The 16,042-nt window shown below is 64.4% G+C and carries 17 protein-coding genes; 8 read left to right on the plus strand and 9 right to left on the minus strand.

What is annotated here, in order from left to right; genetic code table 11:
- Nucleotides 1–62: 62 nt before the first annotated feature.
- Nucleotides 63–1,376 carry an ATP-binding protein gene (locus AC25ND_RS14235; RefSeq protein WP_028689208.1) on the plus strand — a complete coding sequence of 438 codons (1,314 nt, stop codon included), beginning with the start codon at nucleotides 63–65 and terminating at the stop codon, nucleotides 1,374–1,376.
- A gap of 44 nt (nucleotides 1,377–1,420) precedes the next feature.
- Here the strand turns inward: AC25ND_RS14235 and rimK are convergent, their stop codons facing one another.
- Both rimK and rimB read right to left on the minus strand, forming a co-directional pair.
- The gene (rimK, locus tag AC25ND_RS14240) at nucleotides 1,421–2,326 is read right to left on the minus strand and encodes a 30S ribosomal protein S6--L-glutamate ligase (protein ID WP_011531656.1); all 906 of its coding nucleotides are present in this window, start codon (nucleotides 2,324–2,326) and stop codon (nucleotides 1,421–1,423) included.
- Nucleotides 2,323–2,805 carry a retropepsin-like aspartic endopeptidase RimB gene (rimB, locus tag AC25ND_RS14245; RefSeq protein ID WP_028689207.1) on the minus strand — a complete coding sequence of 161 codons (483 nt, stop codon included), beginning with the start codon at nucleotides 2,803–2,805 and terminating at the stop codon, nucleotides 2,323–2,325. Before rimB ends, rimK begins: the two co-directional genes overlap by 4 nt.
- A 109-nt stretch (nucleotides 2,806–2,914) precedes the next feature.
- Here rimB and AC25ND_RS14250 point away from each other — a divergent pair, with 109 nt between their 5' ends.
- Nucleotides 2,915–3,316 carry an RNA-binding S4 domain-containing protein gene (locus AC25ND_RS14250; protein ID WP_028689206.1) on the plus strand — a complete coding sequence of 134 codons (402 nt, stop codon included), beginning with the start codon at nucleotides 2,915–2,917 and terminating at the stop codon, nucleotides 3,314–3,316.
- A gap of 30 nt (nucleotides 3,317–3,346) precedes the next feature.
- On the opposite strand, the gene AC25ND_RS14255 is transcribed toward AC25ND_RS14250, so the two are convergent.
- Nucleotides 3,347–4,147, minus strand: coding sequence for a phosphatase PAP2 family protein (locus AC25ND_RS14255; RefSeq protein WP_182322361.1), 801 nt, complete (start codon nucleotides 4,145–4,147; stop codon nucleotides 3,347–3,349).
- A gap of 108 nt (nucleotides 4,148–4,255) precedes the next feature.
- Here AC25ND_RS14255 and hslO point away from each other — a divergent pair, with 108 nt between their 5' ends.
- From hslO to AC25ND_RS14270, 3 genes are all read left to right on the plus strand, one after another.
- A complete protein-coding gene (gene hslO, locus AC25ND_RS14260) occupies nucleotides 4,256–5,158 on the plus strand; it encodes an Hsp33 family molecular chaperone HslO (protein WP_028689204.1) in 903 nt (300 codons plus the stop codon).
- Nucleotides 5,159–5,337: 179 nt separating this feature from the next.
- Nucleotides 5,338–6,879, plus strand: a complete 1,542-nt coding sequence (locus AC25ND_RS14265) for a phosphoenolpyruvate carboxykinase (protein ID WP_050703331.1) — start codon at nucleotides 5,338–5,340, stop codon at nucleotides 6,877–6,879.
- 216 nt (nucleotides 6,880–7,095) lie between these two features.
- Nucleotides 7,096–7,530 carry an acyl-CoA thioesterase gene (locus AC25ND_RS14270; RefSeq protein WP_028689202.1) on the plus strand — a complete coding sequence of 145 codons (435 nt, stop codon included), beginning with the start codon at nucleotides 7,096–7,098 and terminating at the stop codon, nucleotides 7,528–7,530.
- Here the strand turns inward: AC25ND_RS14270 and AC25ND_RS14275 are convergent.
- The 5 genes from AC25ND_RS14275 to fdhD form a co-directional block, all read right to left on the minus strand.
- Complete coding sequence (locus tag AC25ND_RS14275; protein WP_028689201.1) at nucleotides 7,520–8,176, minus strand: response regulator; 657 nt, start codon at nucleotides 8,174–8,176, stop codon at nucleotides 7,520–7,522. The two genes, AC25ND_RS14270 and AC25ND_RS14275, sit on opposite strands and share 11 nt — an antisense overlap.
- Before the next feature lie 118 nt (nucleotides 8,177–8,294).
- On the minus strand, nucleotides 8,295–9,104 hold the full coding sequence (locus AC25ND_RS14280; RefSeq protein ID WP_186594820.1) for a CheR family methyltransferase: 810 nt from the start codon (nucleotides 9,102–9,104) through the stop codon (nucleotides 8,295–8,297).
- Between the two features lie 209 nt (nucleotides 9,105–9,313).
- Nucleotides 9,314–9,793 (minus strand): glycine zipper domain-containing protein, encoded by a 480-nt coding sequence (locus tag AC25ND_RS14285; protein ID WP_028689199.1) that lies wholly within the window; start codon nucleotides 9,791–9,793, stop codon nucleotides 9,314–9,316.
- Between the two features lie 253 nt (nucleotides 9,794–10,046).
- Nucleotides 10,047–12,392 (minus strand): FdhF/YdeP family oxidoreductase, encoded by a 2,346-nt coding sequence (locus AC25ND_RS14290; RefSeq protein ID WP_186594818.1) that lies wholly within the window; start codon nucleotides 12,390–12,392, stop codon nucleotides 10,047–10,049.
- Nucleotides 12,393–12,400: 8 nt separating this feature from the next.
- Entirely contained in the window at nucleotides 12,401–13,228 is an 828-nt protein-coding gene (gene fdhD / locus AC25ND_RS14295; RefSeq protein ID WP_186594803.1) for a formate dehydrogenase accessory sulfurtransferase FdhD, read from the minus strand.
- Nucleotides 13,229–13,403: 175 nt separating this feature from the next.
- Between fdhD and lysM the strand changes: the two genes are divergently transcribed.
- Nucleotides 13,404–13,844 carry a peptidoglycan-binding protein LysM gene (gene lysM, locus AC25ND_RS14300; protein WP_028689196.1) on the plus strand — a complete coding sequence of 147 codons (441 nt, stop codon included), beginning with the start codon at nucleotides 13,404–13,406 and terminating at the stop codon, nucleotides 13,842–13,844.
- Between the two features lie 44 nt (nucleotides 13,845–13,888).
- Here lysM and yrfG read toward each other — a convergent pair whose 3' ends face one another.
- Entirely contained in the window at nucleotides 13,889–14,551 is a 663-nt protein-coding gene (gene yrfG / locus AC25ND_RS14305) for a GMP/IMP nucleotidase (RefSeq protein WP_186594801.1), read from the minus strand.
- 64 nt (nucleotides 14,552–14,615) lie between these two features.
- On the opposite strand from yrfG, the gene nudE reads away from it, so the two are divergent.
- Together nudE and cysQ are read left to right on the plus strand one after the other, a co-directional pair.
- Nucleotides 14,616–15,182 (plus strand): ADP compounds hydrolase NudE, encoded by a 567-nt coding sequence (gene nudE, locus AC25ND_RS14310; protein ID WP_028689194.1) that lies wholly within the window; start codon nucleotides 14,616–14,618, stop codon nucleotides 15,180–15,182.
- A complete protein-coding gene (cysQ, locus tag AC25ND_RS14315) occupies nucleotides 15,179–16,012 on the plus strand; it encodes a 3'(2'),5'-bisphosphate nucleotidase CysQ (protein WP_186594799.1) in 834 nt (277 codons plus the stop codon). The genes nudE and cysQ overlap by 4 nt, the downstream gene beginning before the upstream one ends.
- The last annotated feature ends 30 nt before the right edge of the window (nucleotides 16,013–16,042 follow it).

Consider the following 16,042-nt stretch of genomic DNA (forward strand, 5'->3'; position numbering starts at 1 on the left):
CCCACGCGGGTCGCCCTGTTTTCGTCTGTGACGGCCGGCCTTTTCAGCACAGTAGTTGATCGATGAAAACGCCTCTCTGGTTCCCACAAAGCTTCTTCGCCCGCACCCTCTGGCTGGTGCTGATCGTCGTGTTGTTCTCCAAGGCATTGACGCTCGTGTACCTGCTGATGAACGAAGACGTGCTGGTCGACCGCCAGTACAGCCACGGCGTGGCCCTGACGCTGCGCGCCTACTGGGCCGCGGATGAAGAGAACCGTGACCAGATCGCCGAGGCGGCCGGCCTGATCCGCGTGACCGGCGCCGGCGTGCCGGAGGGCGAGCAGCACTGGCCTTACAGCGAGATCTACCAGCGCCAGATGCAGGCCGAACTGGGCGATGACACCGAGGTGCGCCTGCGCATCCACGCGCCGCCCGCGCTGTGGGTCAATGCCCCCAGCCTGGGCCCGGGCTGGCTCAAGGTGCCGCTGTATCCGCACCCGCTGCGTGGGCAGAAGATCTGGAACGTGCTCGGTTGGTTCCTGGCTATCGGCCTGTTGTCCACGGCATCGGCCTGGATCTTCGTGCGTCAGCTCAACCAGCCGCTCAAGCGCCTGGTGTTCGCCGCCCGCCAACTGGGCCAGGGGCGCAGCGTGCGCCTGCCGATCAGCGACACCCCGAGCGAAATGACCGAGGTGTACCGCGCGTTCAACCAGATGGCCGAGGATGTCGAGCAGGCCGGGCGTGAGCGCGAGCTGATGCTGGCCGGGGTGTCCCATGACCTGCGCACACCGCTGACCCGGCTGCGCCTTTCGCTGTCGCTGATAGGCAACGACAGCGACCTCAGCGAGGACATGGTCCGCGACATCGAGGACATGGACGCGATTCTCGACCAGTTCCTGGCGTTCATTCGGGACGGGCGCGACGAACCGGTGGAGGAGGTCGACCTCAACGACCTGATCTACGAGGTGGTGGCGCCCTACAACCAGCACAAGGAGCAGGTGCGGCTGTGCCTGGAGCCGATTCCGCCGTTCCCGCTGCGTCGGGTATCGCTCAAGCGCATGCTGGGCAACCTGATTGGCAACGCCCTGCATCACGCTGGCAAGGGCGTCGAGGTGGCGGCCTATGTGTCGGGCGACCAGAGCGCGCCGTATGTGGTGCTCAGCGTGCTGGACCGTGGCGCGGGTATCGATGAGTCGGAACTGGAGACCATCTTCAACCCGTTCATCCGTGGCGACCGGGCGCGGGGCGGCAAGGGCACCGGCCTTGGGCTGGCGATCGTCAAGCGTATCGCCGCGCAGCATGGCGGCAATGTGGAATTGCGCAACCGCTCTGGCGGTGGCATTGAAGCACGGGTGAGGTTGCCGTTGGGGTTGCTGCTGCCGCGTAACGCCGTGTGATTTCCGGGGCCGCTGTGCGGCCCTTTCGCGACATCATGTCGCTCTCAGCCCTTGCCTTTGGTCCGCGTCTGATTCGGCCCGCTGTTCTTCTCAAGGTGCTCGATGATCATCCCGGCCACGTCCTTGCCGGTGGTCACCTCGATACCCTCCAGCCCAGGCGATGAGTTCACCTCCATCACCAGCGGCCCGTGATTGGAACGCAGGATATCCACGCCCGCCACGCTCAGGCCCATGACCTTCGCCGCGCGAATCGCGGTCATGCGCTCTTCGGGTGTGATCTTGATCAGGCTGGCCACGCCACCGCGGTGCAGGTTTGAGCGAAATTCGCCCGGCTTGGCCTGGCGCTTCATCGAGGCGATCACCTTGTCGCCCACCACGAAGCAACGGATATCGGCGCCCCCGGCCTCCTTGATGTATTCCTGGACCATGATGTTCTGCTTCAGGCCCATGAACGCCTCGATCACCGACTCGGCGGCCTTGGTGGTCTCGCACAGCACCACGCCGATGCCCTGGGTGCCTTCGAGCACCTTGATCACCAGCGGCGCGCCGTTGACCATCTGGATCAGGTCGGGGATGTCGTCCGGCGAGTGGGCGAAACCGGTGATCGGTAGGCCGATACCGCGCCGAGACAGCAGCTGCAGGGAGCGCAGCTTGTCGCGGGAGCGGGCGATGGCCACCGACTCGTTGAGCGGGTACACGCCCATCATCTCGAACTGGCGCAGCACCGCGCAGCCATAGAAGGTGACCGATGCGCCAATGCGCGGGATCACCGCATCGAACCCCTCCAGCGGCTTGCCGCGGTAATGGATCTGCGGCTTGTGGCTGGCGATGTTCATATAGGCCCGGAGCGTGTCGATCACCACCACTTCGTGGCCCCGCTGGGTACCGGCCTCGACCAGGCGGCGGGTGGAATACAGACGCGGATTGCGCGACAGCACAGCGATCTTCATGCAGCACCTGTGACAGGGGAAAGGGTGGCCGGGAAGGCCGGTTTGTCCTGGACGTACTTAAGGCCTGGGTTGACCACCAACTGGCCATGGATGAGCGCCTTCGAGCCGAGCAGCAGCCGATAGCGCATGCTCTTGCGGCAGGCCAGGGTGAACTCGACCTCCCAGACCCGGTCGCCGAGCGCCAGGGCCGTACGGATCACGTAGCGGATCTGGGCCTGGCCGTTGGAGCTCTTGATGGTCTTCATGGTCACCAGTGGCGCCTCGCAACGCCGGTGGCGCAACTGCACCACCGAGCCCAGGTGCGCGGTGAAGCGCACCCATGGCTGGCCATCGCGCTCGAACGGTTCGACCTCGGTGGCGTGCAGGCTAGAAGTGCTGGCGCCGGTGTCGATCTTGGCGCGCAGGCCGGCGACACCCAGCTCGGGCAGGGCGACCCACTCGCGCAGGCCGATCACAGTCAGGTGGTCAAATGTCTTCACGAAGCGTGCCCTGGGGATATGGAGATGAACTGTAATGACGGCACGGATTTTTTGCATCCGTCAGTCACGGTAGTACAGTTCCGTGAAAGACAGAATTCGAGGAAAAACCATGGCACAAAAGCCTGAAGACGATGACAAGGTACGCCTGGACAAATGGCTGTGGGCGGCGCGCTTCTACAAGACCCGCGCCCTGGCCAAGGCGGCGATCGAAAGCGGCAAGGTGCACTGCCGGGGTGAGCGCTGCAAGCCGGGCAAGGAGCCACGGGTGGGCGACGAGTTCGTGCTGCGCACCGGTTTCGACGAGCGCACCGTGGTGGTCAAGGCGCTGTCGTTGGTGCGGCGCGGGGCGCCGGAGGCGCAGCTGCTCTACGAGGAGACGGCTGAAAGCGTGAAGCGCCGCGAGCAGGCGGCCGAGATGCGCAAGGCCGGCGCCCTGGGCATGACCACCGACGGGCGACCGAACAAGAAGCAGCGGCGGCAGATTCATCAACTGCATGGCAGCTTCGAATGAAAGGGACCGCAAAGCGGCCCCTGTGATCAATCAGGCAGCGCGAACCACGCTCATCCGTCCGACCAGCGGCAGCTTGCCGAGCCAACCGAACAGTGGCGACGTCCACCGCACCAGCGCCGCGCTGGCCATGGCCGCCAGGGGCGTGTGGCAGCTCCAGCCCAGCGCCAGGACCGCCATCAACAAACCGCCGATGTAGTCGTCCTGCCCCCAATGGGCGCCGGCCACCAGGCGCGGCAGCATGAACAGCAAGGCCAGCGCCCAGATCACCAGGTGCTGCGCCAGGCGGCGGCTGAACAGGCTCATGAACAGCGCCCAGATCAGCAGCACCGAGGCGTGGTCACCCGGGAAGCTCTGGCTGGAGCGGTCCTTCAATTCCCACTTCGCTTCCAGGTGCGGGTAGAAGTCGCTCAGGTGCACGGCGTTGTCGAACACCATCGATGGGCTGTTGTGTTGCCAGCCCATTGCGCTGACCCACTTGGAAAACAGCGCGCGAATCACCACTAAGAGGAGTAGGGTGACCAGGAAGCCGAAAAACGCCTGGCGCACCTGGGTGGCCTTGAATACCCAATCACCGCGAATCAGCAGCGACAACATGATCAGCCCGACCAGGATGTCGAACGGGCGTAGGCTGCCGACTGCCCAGATCGACCGCCAGATCAGGTTGTCGGCCAGTGGCGCATTGAGGCTGTGGAACAGCCACTCGTCGAAAGTCAGGCACAGGATCTGGCCAACGGGCCACAACCAGAAACACAGTAGTGCGACGGGCAACAGGGTGCAGGCTGCCAACGGTCCCCAAGACCACCTTGCTTGGAACAGTGGTCGATTATCCATAAAATACCTCGATATCCAGCGGGTTATGAGTGCTTTCTGAGCGCTCTGCGGCGGACCTTTCAGTCTCCTGTAATTATTTTGTAATCATTTTTAGAAAGCCAGACAACCATGAGCGACTTGCCAGATACCGATTTCACCCAACGCTTCCTGTTCGACGACCGCGATGTGCGCGGCGAGATGGTCGCGCTGGAACGCAGCTACGCCGAGGTGTTGGCCAAGCACGACTACCCGCAGCCGGTAAAGCATCTGCTCGGTGAACTGATGGCCGCCGCCGCGCTGTTGGTCGGCACCCTGAAGTTCGACGGGTTGCTGGTACTCCAGGCGCAGTCCCAGGGCCCGGTGCCGCTGCTGGCCATCGAGTACACCAGCGAGCACGACATCCGTGGCCTGGCGCGCTACGAGGCCGATCAGATCAAGGCGGATGCCGGCCTTGCCGACCTGATGCCGGGTGGTCACCTGGTGTTGACCATCATTCCGGTCAACGGCCAGCGTTACCAGGGCACTGTCGAGCTGGACGGCAAGGACCTGTCGGAGTGCTTCACCAATTACTTCGTCATGTCGCAGCAAGTGAACACCTGCATCTCCCTGGCCGCCGATGGCGCCCGCGCCCGTGGTCTGCTGGTGCAGCAGCTGCCGGCCGAGATCCACAAGGACAGCGAGGAGCGCGAGGAAAGCTGGGCCCATGTCAAGGCCCTGGCCAACACCGTGAAGGTCGATGAACTGCTCGGCCTGGACAACGAAACCGTGTTGCACCGCCTGTACCACGAGGACGCGGTTCGCCTGTTCGATATCCAGCCGCTACGCTTCCGTTGCAGTTGCTCGCGCGAGCGTTCCGGCAACGCCCTGGTCAGCCTCGGCGAGCAGGATGCCAAGGCGCTGGTGGCCGAATGCGGCGGCCGGGTCGAGATCGATTGCCAGTTCTGCAACGAACGCTATCTCTTCGATGCAAGCGATGTGGCGCAATTGTTTGCCGGTGGCGGCACCGAGGCCCCATCAGAAACTCAGCACTGAAACGGTTCACTACAGGATAATCTCCTGTCGAATTGCGCAAAAACGCAGTTCTGACAGGAGGGGCCTACTTTTTTTGGGCGTTTCTGGCATAATCCGGCCACTTTTTTCGCTGTAGTAGTTTTTTCGAGACGACTACAAAACGTTTGGAGCACTCGGCCTCGGGCCGGATGGGGTATCTCATGACGCAAGCCAACAACACCGTGTACACCGACCTGAGCGTCGATGAGCTGGTAAAAGAAGCGCTGTCCCGCGGTGAAGGCGTGCTGGCCGATACTGGCGCGCTGGTGGTGGAAACCGGTCACCGCACCGGCCGTTCGCCGGCTGACCGTTTCATCGTCGAAGAACCTTCCACCCAGGACCAGATTGGCTGGGGCCCGATCAACCGCAAGTTCCCGGCCGACAAGTTCGATGCCCTGTGGGACCGCGTCGAGGCGTTCAACAACGCCCAGGATCACTTCGTTTCCTACGTTCACGTAGGCGCTGCGGCCGAACACTACCTGCCGGTCAAGATGACTACCCAGACCGCCTGGCAGAACCTGTTCGGCCGTTGCCTGTTCATCAACCCCGAGCAGTACAACCCGGCTGGCCGTGGCGAATGGCAGATCCTCAACGTCGCCAACTTCGAGTGCGTACCTGAGCGTGACGGCACCAACTCCGATGGCTGCGTGATCATCAACTTCGCCCAGAAGAAGGTGCTGATCGCCGGCATGCGTTACGCCGGCGAAATGAAGAAGGCCATGTTCTCGGTGCAGAACTTCCTGCTGCCGGCCGCCGACGTGCTGCCGATGCACTGCGCCGCCAACATCGGCGAAGCGGGTGACGTCACCCTGTTCTTCGGTCTGTCCGGCACCGGCAAGACCACCCTGTCGGCCGACGAAAGCCGTTACCTGATCGGTGACGACGAGCACGGCTGGGGCGAGGGCGTGGTCTTCAACATCGAAGGTGGTTGCTATGCCAAGTGCATCGACCTCTCCGAGAAGAACGAGCCGGTCATCTGGAAAGCCATCAAGCACGGCGCGGTACTGGAAAACGTCGTGATCGACGCCAACAAGCACGCCGACTACGCCGACGTGAGCCTGACCCAGAACAGCCGTGCCGCCTACCCGCTGGCGCACGTCGAGAAGGTCTCGGCAGAGAACCTGGGCGGCGAGCCGAACGCGGTCATCTTCCTGACCTGCGACCTGACCGGCGTACTGCCTCCGGTGTCGATCCTGAACAACGAGCAGGCGGCCTACCACTTCCTGTCCGGCTACACCGCGCTGGTCGGTTCCACCGAAATGGGTTCGGGCGGCGGCATCAAGTCGACCTTCTCTACCTGCTTCGGCGCACCGTTCTTCCCGCGCCCAGCCGGTGTCTACGCCGAGCTGCTGATCAAGCGCATCAAGGCGTTCGGTTCGAAGGTCTACCTGGTCAATACCGGCTGGACCGGTGGTGGCTACGGCGTCGGCAAGCGCTTCAGCATCCCGACCACCCGTGGCGTGATCGCTGCCATCCAGAGCGGCGCCCTGGTCGGTGCCGAGACCGAGCACCTGGACATCATCAATCTGGACGTGCCGAAGGCTGTTCCCGGCGTCGAGACCGAGCTGCTCAACCCGCGCAACACCTGGGCTGACAAGGCTGCCTATGACGAAGCCGCCAAGGGCCTGGCCACGCTGTTCACCGAGAACTTCAAGAAGTTCGACGTTTCCGACGCCATCAAGGCCGCTGGTCCGCAGCTGTAAGCTGCAGCCGGTTCGGATGAAAAGCCGCCCTTCGGGGCGGCTTTTTCGTACTTGAAAGCCTGCTTTGGGTGCTGTGTCTACTGAGGCTATCGCAAGGAAAGCCAGCTTCTATAGGATTTATACGCCGTTCCTGAAGGTCTGCTGGATTGCTGCATCAATACAGCAAGGCCAGAATCTGTTTCACTTGCAGGGCACCCACCAGAAAGCAGATGTCTTATGACAGAATCCCCCCAACGCTCCGCCTTCTCCCATTTCCACCCCATCCTCACCCGTCCGCAGGATAACGACCACAACGGTCACCTCGCCGGCGCCACCGTGCATGCCTTCTTCGAAACCGCCATCCAGGCCTTCCTGGTCGAACAGGCCGAACTGGACCTGCGCGACGGTGAGCTGGCCGGCTTCGTCGTGAGTTCGGCGGCGGACTTCTTCGCCTTGCCGGGATTTCCCGACGTGCTCGAGGTGGGCCTGGGCGTGACGCGCCTGGCAGGCAGCACCGTGGAGTTCCGCCTGGCGCTGTTCCGCCCGGGCGAGGCCGAAGCCTGCGCGGCGGGGAGCGTGGTGCAGGTATTCGTCGAGCGGGCCTCGGGACGTCCGGTGGCGCTGTCGGAGACGCTGCAGCTGATCCTCGCCGGGCTGTCGCTCAATCGTTGAGGCGAATGATCCCCTCGCGCACGGCGAACAGCACCAGGCCGGGCACGTCGTGGATCTGCAGGCGGTGCATGATCTGCGAGCGATGGGCCTCGACGGTCTTGATGCTAAGGCCCAGGCCGTCGGCGATGGAGCGGGTGGTCTCGCCACGGGCGATCAGGCGCAGGATCTCCAGCTGGCGGTTGGTCAGCGGCGGAGTCTGCACCTGGCTGACGACGCGCTTGCGGCTGTGTTTCAGGGCTTGGCCGATGACCATCGGCAGTACCGCCGACGACAGGTACTGGCCGCCTCCGCGCAGGGTCTGCAGGGCTTGTTCCAGCTCGCTCACCGTGGCGCTCTTGAGCAGGAAGCCATGGGCGCCCAGCTGCAGGCAGCTCATCACATGCTCGAGCTCCGAGCGTGGCGAAAACATCAGTACCCGGCAGGCAGGCGCGCGGATGAACAGCTCCTGCAGGGCCTGCTGGCTGTCCAGCTCGCCGCTCATGTCGAGCACCACGATGTCCGGCTTGAGTTTTTCCGCGAGGCTCACGGCTGTCATGGCATCGCCGGTGTCGCCCACCACGACGAAATCTTTCTTCTGTTCAAGCAGGGCACGCAGGCCGGCGCGGAAGAGCGGCGAGTGATCGGCAAGCAGGATTCGGCAAGGCATGAATAAGGGCCTGTTTCGCAAGGGAAGGGGGGCGGCAGGCCTGCTCGATCCGGAAGCGCACTGCCGCGCGGTTGCGCGATCAGTCCTTGTCTGCCGATGGGCACGGCAGTGCCTCTTATCATAGGCGTTCGAACACCGACGGCAGTAGTGGACGCAGGGGCAGGCCCAGGGCATGGACGCTCTCGCTGTGACCGATGATCATCAGGCCACCGGGGCGCAGGTGTGCCAGCAGGCGCTGGAGTACCTCGTTCTTGTACCGTGGCGCCAGGTTCGACAACAGGTTGCGCAACAGGATGACGTCGAAGCTGCCGAGCTGTTTGGGCAGGGGCCGGATCAGGTTGAGCGCTTCGAAGCGCACCTGCTTGCGCAGGGCCGCCGAGACCCGCAGTCGACCGGTCATCTCGCCTACCCCGCACAGGCCGTGGCGGGCCAGCCAGCCTTCGGGAAAGTAGCGTGCCTGGGCGATGTCGTAGATGCCGGCAGCGGCGGTTTCCAGCAGTTGCGCGTTGAAGTCGCTCGCCAGCACCTGCCAGTCGGGATGGCGGGCGTTTTCGGCGGCGACCATGGCCAGGCTCCAGGCTTCTTCCCCGGTGGCGCAGGCGGCGCTCCACAGGCGTGCGGGGTGGTCGAGCTCGGCCAGCCAGCGGGCCAGGCATTCGAAATGACGATGCTCGCGAAAGAAGTAGCTGTCATGGGCGACCAGCAGGCGCAGCAGGTGCTCGCGTTCGCCCGCGCCGTGGGGGCCGTCGAGCAGGGCGAGATAGTGTTCGAAGTCGGGAAGGCCCAAGGCCTTGAGGCGCTTGTGCAGGCGTGCCGCGACCACGGCACGGCGGTCGTCGGCCAGTTGCACGCCGGTGGCCTGCACGACCCGTTGGCGAATCGACGCAAAGCTGGCTTCGCCGAGCAGTGGCGGGCGGCGGCCTGGCATCCTTCAGCCTCTCCTGGCCCGTGGCAGACAGATGGGGGCGGTAATGATCGTGCGCATTCCCTGCGTCCTGTGCTTGATCGAAACGACGATGATAACTAGTGGCAAGTGGCCTCCATATCGGGGCAGCCCCTAATCCTCTGGCGGGTATACAAACGAAAAGGCCCTGCCGATGAGGGCAGGGCCTTAGGTTTCAGGCGTAAGCCTGGCGATCAGTCGTGGCGCCAGTGGCGCTTGTGCTTGCGATGGCCATAGTGGTGGCCACGGTCGTAGTAGCGGCGATCGTCGTAGTCGCGACGGTAGCGACGCTCGTGGCGTTCGTCTTCGTCGGCCTTGTTGCCCATGTAGTTGCCCAGTGCGCCACCGGCGCCACCACCGGCGGCCGCGCCGATGTAGCTGCCGGTGGTGCCGCCCATGGAGCGACCCACCACGTTGCCGCCTGCTGCACCCAGCGCGCCACCGATGGCGGCCTCGCCGCGCTGGCGCTTGTCGGCGCCCAGCGCACCGCCGGCCGCGCCGCCCAGGCCGGCACCGATGGCGCCGCCGGTGCTACCGCCGATGGAGTTGCCCACCACGGAGCCCAGTACCCCACCCAATGCGCCGCCAATGCCGGCTTCGGTGGTGCCGCCTGCCATGGCAACGCCGCTGAGCAGACCAAAAGACAACAACAGAATCGAGGAGTACTTCTTCATCAAGAGAGCCTCAGAGGGATGACGAAGCGGAATTTGAGGCTCGCCGAGGCGGCTGGCAATCGGAATCCGACGAGTAGCACGAGTTGTACACAATTCTCTAAGTTATTGAATTATGTATGAAACTTTTGCGAATTTCGGCTGTCTGAGCTATTTATGACGAAGCCCTGAACCATTGCGGAACAGGGCTTTTTTGTGGGCAGGTGCTCGGGATCTGCGCTTGCCCCCTGTAGGAGCGCGCCTAGCCCAATCTTGCTCAGATGATGCGCCCGTCGTCCCGCGCTCGTTCCAGCTTGATGGCGATGAACTTCGACGTCGGCGTATGGCTGCCGTCGCCGATGCTTTCCAGCGGCACCAGCGGGTTTACCTCGGGGTAGTAGGCCGCCGCCTGGCCGGCGGGAATATCGAACGCCAGCAGGGTGAAGCCCTGCACCCGGCGTACATGGTCATCGCCCCACAGCGACACGATGTCGACTTTCTGCCCCGGTTGGAAGCCCAGGCGGATGATGTCGGCTTCGTTGACGAACAGCACGTCGCGCTGGCCGCGCACGCCGCGGTAGCGGTCGTCCATGCCATAGATGGTGGTGTTGTACTGATCGTGCGAACGCATCGACTGCATGATCAGGTCCGGCACCTGGCCGCTGGCGCGCACGCGTTCGTCGAGCAGGCTGTCGGGCAGCAGGTTGGCCTTGAAGTTGGCACGGCCGCTGGCGGTCTTCCACTGGCGGCTGCCGGCGCTGTTGCCCAGGTAGAAGCCGCCGGGCAGGCGCAGGCGTTCATTGAAGTTGGCAAAGCCGGGAATGGTGTCGGCGATCAGGTCGCGGATGCGGTCGTAGTCGGCCACCAACCAGTGCCAGTCCACCGGTTGCTTGCCCAGGGTGGCGGCGGCGATACCGGCGACCACGGCCGGCTCCGAGCGCATCTGCCGCGACAGCGGCTTGAGCTGGCCGTTGGAGGCGTGGACCATGCTGAACGAGTCCTCCACCGTTACCGCCTGCGGGCCTTCGCCCTGCAGGTCGATATCGGTACGGCCCAGGCACGGCAGGATCAGCGCCTGCTTGCCGTGGACCAGGTGGCTGCGGTTGAGCTTGGTGCTGATGTGCACGGTCAATTCGCAATTGCGCAGCGCCTGCGCGGTGCGTTCGCTGTCCGGCGTGGCCTGGGCGAAGTTGCCGCCCAGACCGATGAACACCTTGGCTCGGCCGTCGAGCATGGCGTGGATCGCCTCGACGGTGTTGTGGCCGTTGTGGCGCGGCACCGGGAAGCCGAAGCGCTTTTCGAGGGCGTCGAGCAGGAACACCGGCGGGCGTTCGTTGATGCCCATGGTGCGGTCGCCCTGCACGTTGCTGTGGCCGCGCACCGGGCACAGGCCGGCGCCCGGCACGCCGAGGTTGCCGCGCAGCAGCATCAGGTTGACGATTTCCTGGATGGTCGGCACCGAATGGCGGTGCTGGGTGATGCCCATGGCCCAGCACATGATCACCCGTTTGCCCTTGCAGTACATGCGCGCCGACAGTTCTATGTCGGCGAGGGTCAGGCCCGATTGCGCCTGAATCTGCTCCCACGAAGTGGCATCGACCACCGCCAGGTACTCGTCCACGCCATGGCCGTGCTCGGCGATGAAGGCGTGGTCGAAGATCGCCGGCTCGCCCTTGGCCTGGGCTTCACGCTCCCACTGCAGCAGGAACTTGGCCATGCCGCGCAGCAGCGCCATGTCGCCGCCCAGGGCCGGTCGGAAGAATGCCGTGTTGGTCGGGCGGTCAGTGTTGGTCAGCATTTCCAGCGGGTTCTGCGGATGCTGGAAGCGCTCCAGGCCACGCTCCTTGAGCGGGTTGACACAGACCACCTGGGCGCCGCGCTTGACCGCGTCACGCAGCGGGTCGAGCATGCGCGGGTGGTTGGTGCCAGGGTTCTGGCCCCAGACGAAGATCGCGTCGGCGTGCTCGAAGTCGTCGTAGGTGACCGTGCCCTTGCCCACGCCGACGCTCTGGCCCAGGGCCACGCCGCTGGCTTCGTGGCACATGTTCGAGCAGTCGGGGAAGTTGTTGGTGCCGTAGGCGCGCACGAACAGCTGGTACAGGTACGCCGCCTCGTTGCTGGCCCGGCCGGAGGTATAGAATTCCGCCTGGTCAGGGCTGGACAGGTTGTTCAGGTGCCGGGCGATCAGGGCGAATGCCGCGTCCCAGTCGATCGGGCGGTAACGGTCGGTGACCGGGTCGTAGACCATCGGCTCGGTCAGGCGGCCCTGGAATTCGAGCCAGTAGTCGCTCTGTTCGAGCAGCGCGCTGACGCTGTAGCGGGCGAAGAACGCCGCATCGACGCGGCGCTTGGTGGCCTCCCAGTTGACCGCCTTGGCGCCGTTCTCGCAGAACTTGACCATGCCGCTCTCGGGCGAGTCACCCCAGGCGCACCCAGGGCAGTCGAAACCGCCGTTCTGGTTGGTCTTGAGCAGGGCGCGGATGTTCTTCAGGGCGTTGTCGCTGCCCACCCAGGCCTTGGCCACGCTGCGCAGCGCCCCCCAACCGCCGGCGGGGCCGGGGTAGGGCTTGTAGCGAGGGGTGGAGGCGGGGGCGTTGTCTGGCAGTTTTTCGTAGGAGGTCACGGCTGTTGCTACTCCGCCGCTGGGCTGAACACCCGCGGTGCGCTATGTTTGGGCAGATGGATGAGGTTGAGGTTGTGCTTGCGCGCCCATTGCAGGGCCAGGCCCGTGGGTGCCGAGAGGCTGACCAGGGTCTGGATGCCGGCGCGAAGGACTTTCTGGATCAGCTCCAGGCTGCAGCGGCTGGTGACGATGGCCAGGCCGCCTGCGGTGTCGATGCGCTGGCGCAGCAGCGCGCCGATCAGCTTGTCCAGGGCGTTGTGCCGGCCGATGTCTTCGCGGCCCAGCAGCAACTGGCCTTCGCGGTCCATGAACAGCGCAGCGTGTACCGCGCCACAATGCTGGCCAAGGGGCTGGAAGGCATCGATGCGCTGGCGCAAGTCTTTCAGCCAGTGCGCGGGCGGCAGCGACGCCCCGGGCAGCACGTCCAGCTCGGGCAAAGCCTGCTCCAGGGCCTCGACGCCGCACAGGCCGCAGCCGCTGGTGCCGGCCAGTTGACGGCGCTGGTTCTTCAGGTTCCAGAAGGCACGGCTGGAGATCTCCAGGTCGGCATACAGCGCTGAACCGCTGCCGGAGAGCTTCACATCGTAGATTTCCTCGGTACCGGCGACGATGCCGCTGCCCACGCTGAAACCGACGGCGAAGTCTTCCAGGTCGGTCGGGCTGACCAGCATCACCGCCTGGTTCAGGCCGTTGTAGACGATGGCCAGCGCTACTTCCTCGGCCAGCGGGGTGCTGTCGTGGGCCGTGTCGGTTAGCTGGACGTAGTCATAGGTGTTGCTGGCGGCGGGCAGGGCAAGAGGCGTGGACGCCGCGCAGAACGGTGGCTTGCTGTTCATCGGGGCGAATACCGGCTGGCAGTTTGACCCCACAAGCCTAGGCCCCTGTGCCGATGGCGTCTAATCGCTAGCGTCTATGTCGTGATAGAGCGCGTCGATTGGTCGCAGCGGGGCGGGATGGATGATCCTGGCCTAGACTCCTGCTTCCATGGATTCACCATCAAAGGAGCGCCACATGAGCCTGTTCAGTTTCGTGAAGGAAGCCGGCGAGAAGTTGATCGACCTGCTGACGCCGGGCAATGCCAATGCCGAGGAACAGTTGAAGAAGCACGTCCAGGACGTGGGTCTGGGCAACCCGAACATCTCGGCCACTGTAGAGGGTGACAAGGTCATTCTCAAGGGTGAGGTTGCCAGCCAGGAGGAGAAGGAGAAGATCATCCTGGCTGCCGGCAATATCGCAGGGGTGGCCTCGGTGGATGACCAGATCACCGTCACCGGCCCGGTGGCCCAGGCTGCCCGGTTCGTTGAGGTCGAGAAAGGTGACACCCTCAGTGCCATTTCCAAGCGGGTCTATGGTGATGCCAACAAGTACCAGAAGATCTTCGAGGCGAACAAACCGATGCTGAAGGACCCCAACAAGATCTATCCGGGGCAGGTGCTGCGTATTCCTGATTGATCACATCTTGGGGCAAGCCCGCTCCCACGCTGGTGGGCGCGGGCCTATAGCCCCGCCAGCAACGCCCGATAGTCCTCAACAGCGGCAAACTCCTGTGTGTCCCTCGGCCCTGCCTGACTGTCAGGCTGGCGTACAGCCAGCAGGTGCCCAACACCAAATCGCCGGGCACTGCGCAGAATCGCCAAAGTGTCATCGATGAACAGGCTGCGCGCCGGTTCAAAACCGATGTCCGCCTGCAAGGCATCCCAGAACTGCGGACTCTCCTTCGGATAGCCGTAGTCATGTGAGCTGATCAGCCGTTCGAAATACGGCGCCAGTTCCACCCGCTCCAGTTTCAGCGACAGCGAGTCGCGGTGCGCATTGGTGATCATCACCACCCGCTTGCCCGCCTTGCGCACGGCTGCCAGGAAAGTGTCGGCATCCGGCTTGAGGGCGATGAGGTCGGCGATCTCCTGTTTCAGCTCGCGGATCGGCAGGCGCAGTTCACGGCTCCAGAAATCCAGGCAGTACCAGTTGAGCGTGCCGGCATGCCGCTCGAACAGCGGGTGCAGCTCGAGCTCGGCCATGGCCCGGCTCACGCCGTGCACCTCGGCGTAGCGCTGGGGCAGGTGGTCCAGCCAAAAGCGGTTGTCGTAGTGCAGGTCGAGCAGAGTACCGTCCATGTCCAGCAGGACGGTATCGATGGCGGACCAGGGAAGAACGGGCATGGGAAATTCTCGATCAGTCGGCTAGCCACGGTATAGTAACCCGTTCACGCCAAGGAGCCGCCCCATGCGCCAGAAACCCACCGTTCTCAGCCGCGAGATCGTCGCCAGCAGCCGCCTGTTCCGGGTCGAAGCCGTGCAGTTGCGCTTTTCCAACGGCACCGAGCGCACCTACGAGCGATTGGTCGGCCGTGGCAACGGTTATGGCGCGGTGATGATCGTGGCCATGCTCGATACCGAGCACGCGGTGCTGGTCGAGGAATATTGCGGCGGCACCGATGAGTACGAGCTGTCCCTGCCCAAGGGCCTGATCGAGCCGGGCGAGGACGTGCTGGCTGCCGCCGACCGGGAGCTCAAGGAAGAGGCTGGGTTCGGCGCGCGCCAGCTGGAGCACCTCACCGAGCTGTCGCTGTCGCCCGGCTACATGAGCCAGAAGATCCAGGTGGTGCTGGCCTCGGACCTGTACGAAGAGCGCCTGGAGGGCGACGAGCCCGAGCCGATGCGGGTCGACAAGGTCAACCTGCGTGAGCTTTCGGCGTTGGCCATGCACCCGCAGTTCACCGAAGGTCGGGCGCTGGCGGCGTTGTACCTGGCCCGCGACCTGCTGATCCAGCGTGGGGTATTGAGCGTATGAACGATCGGCAGTTGATGCAGGACGTGGTGGCGCTCGCCCGCTTGGCCGGCGAGGCGATCCTGCCGTTCTGGCGCGCCGATGTGGCGGTAACCAGCAAGGCCGACGATTCGCCGGTGACTGCTGCCGACCTGGCGGCTCATCGAGTGATCGCGGATGGTTTGCAAGCGCTGGCACCGCAGATACCGGTGCTGTCCGAGGAAGACTGCGAGATCCCGCTGGCCACCCGCCAAGGCTGGCAGCGCTGGTGGCTGGTCGACCCGCTGGATGGCACCAAGGAGTTCATCGCCGGGAGCGAGGAGTTCACCGTCAATATCGCGTTGATCGAGAACGGTGAGGTGGTATTCGGGGTGGTGGCAATGCCGACCAATGGCCGCTGCTATTTCGGTGGCCGCGACCTGGGGGCCTGGCGTATGGAGCCTGAGGGTGTCGCGCAGCCGATCCAGGTGCGCAACGCGCCGGCGCAGGGGGCGAAGTTCACAGTCGTCGCCAGCCGCCGGCATTCCAGCCCGCAACAGGAGGCCCTGCTGGCCGGGCTGAGTGGCGCAGTGGGTGAGCTGGAACTGGCCAATATCGGCAGTTCACTGAAGTTCTGCCTGCTGGCCGAAGGCAGCGCCGACTGTTATCCGCGCTTGGCGCCGACTTCTCAGTGGGATACCGCAGCTGCGCAGGGCGTGCTGGAAGGGGCCGGGGGCGAGGTGATCGGGCTGGATGGGTTGCCGTTCCGGTATCCGGCGCGGGAGTCGTTGCTCAATCCGTTTTTCCTGGCGTTGCCCAAGGCTGCCGGCTGGCGGCAGGCGCTGGTCGAGCTGGCAGGCGCGATCCGAGTTTGAGATAGCCGCGGGCTGCTTTGCAGCCCATCG

The sequence above is a fragment of the Pseudomonas sp. P110(2024) genome, from assembly GCF_057480795.1.

Bases quoted from the DNA above. Each gene is read 5' to 3' on its own strand.
- AC25ND_RS14250 (WP_028689206.1), top strand. From the start codon at position 2,915: ATGGCACAAAAGCCTGAAGACGATGACAAGGTACGCCTGGACAAATGG.
- AC25ND_RS14270 (WP_028689202.1), top strand. From the start codon at position 7,096: ATGACAGAATCCCCCCAACGCTCCGCCTTCTCCCATTTCCACCCCATC.
- AC25ND_RS14255 (WP_182322361.1), bottom strand. From the start codon at position 4,147: ATGGATAATCGACCACTGTTCCAAGCAAGGTGGTCTTGGGGACCGTTG.
- AC25ND_RS14275 (WP_028689201.1), bottom strand. From the start codon at position 8,176: ATGCCTTGCCGAATCCTGCTTGCCGATCACTCGCCGCTCTTCCGCGCC.
- hslO (WP_028689204.1), top strand. From the start codon at position 4,256: ATGAGCGACTTGCCAGATACCGATTTCACCCAACGCTTCCTGTTCGAC.
- rimK (WP_011531656.1), bottom strand. From the start codon at position 2,326: ATGAAGATCGCTGTGCTGTCGCGCAATCCGCGTCTGTATTCCACCCGC.
- AC25ND_RS14265 (WP_050703331.1), top strand. From the start codon at position 5,338: ATGACGCAAGCCAACAACACCGTGTACACCGACCTGAGCGTCGATGAG.
- yrfG (WP_186594801.1), bottom strand. From the start codon at position 14,551: ATGCCCGTTCTTCCCTGGTCCGCCATCGATACCGTCCTGCTGGACATG.
- AC25ND_RS14235 (WP_028689208.1), top strand. From the start codon at position 63: ATGAAAACGCCTCTCTGGTTCCCACAAAGCTTCTTCGCCCGCACCCTC.
- fdhD (WP_186594803.1), bottom strand. From the start codon at position 13,228: ATGAACAGCAAGCCACCGTTCTGCGCGGCGTCCACGCCTCTTGCCCTG.
- AC25ND_RS14280 (WP_186594820.1), bottom strand. From the start codon at position 9,104: ATGCCAGGCCGCCGCCCGCCACTGCTCGGCGAAGCCAGCTTTGCGTCG.
- lysM (WP_028689196.1), top strand. From the start codon at position 13,404: ATGAGCCTGTTCAGTTTCGTGAAGGAAGCCGGCGAGAAGTTGATCGAC.
- cysQ (WP_186594799.1), top strand. From the start codon at position 15,179: ATGAACGATCGGCAGTTGATGCAGGACGTGGTGGCGCTCGCCCGCTTG.
- nudE (WP_028689194.1), top strand. From the start codon at position 14,616: ATGCGCCAGAAACCCACCGTTCTCAGCCGCGAGATCGTCGCCAGCAGC.
- AC25ND_RS14285 (WP_028689199.1), bottom strand. From the start codon at position 9,793: ATGAAGAAGTACTCCTCGATTCTGTTGTTGTCTTTTGGTCTGCTCAGC.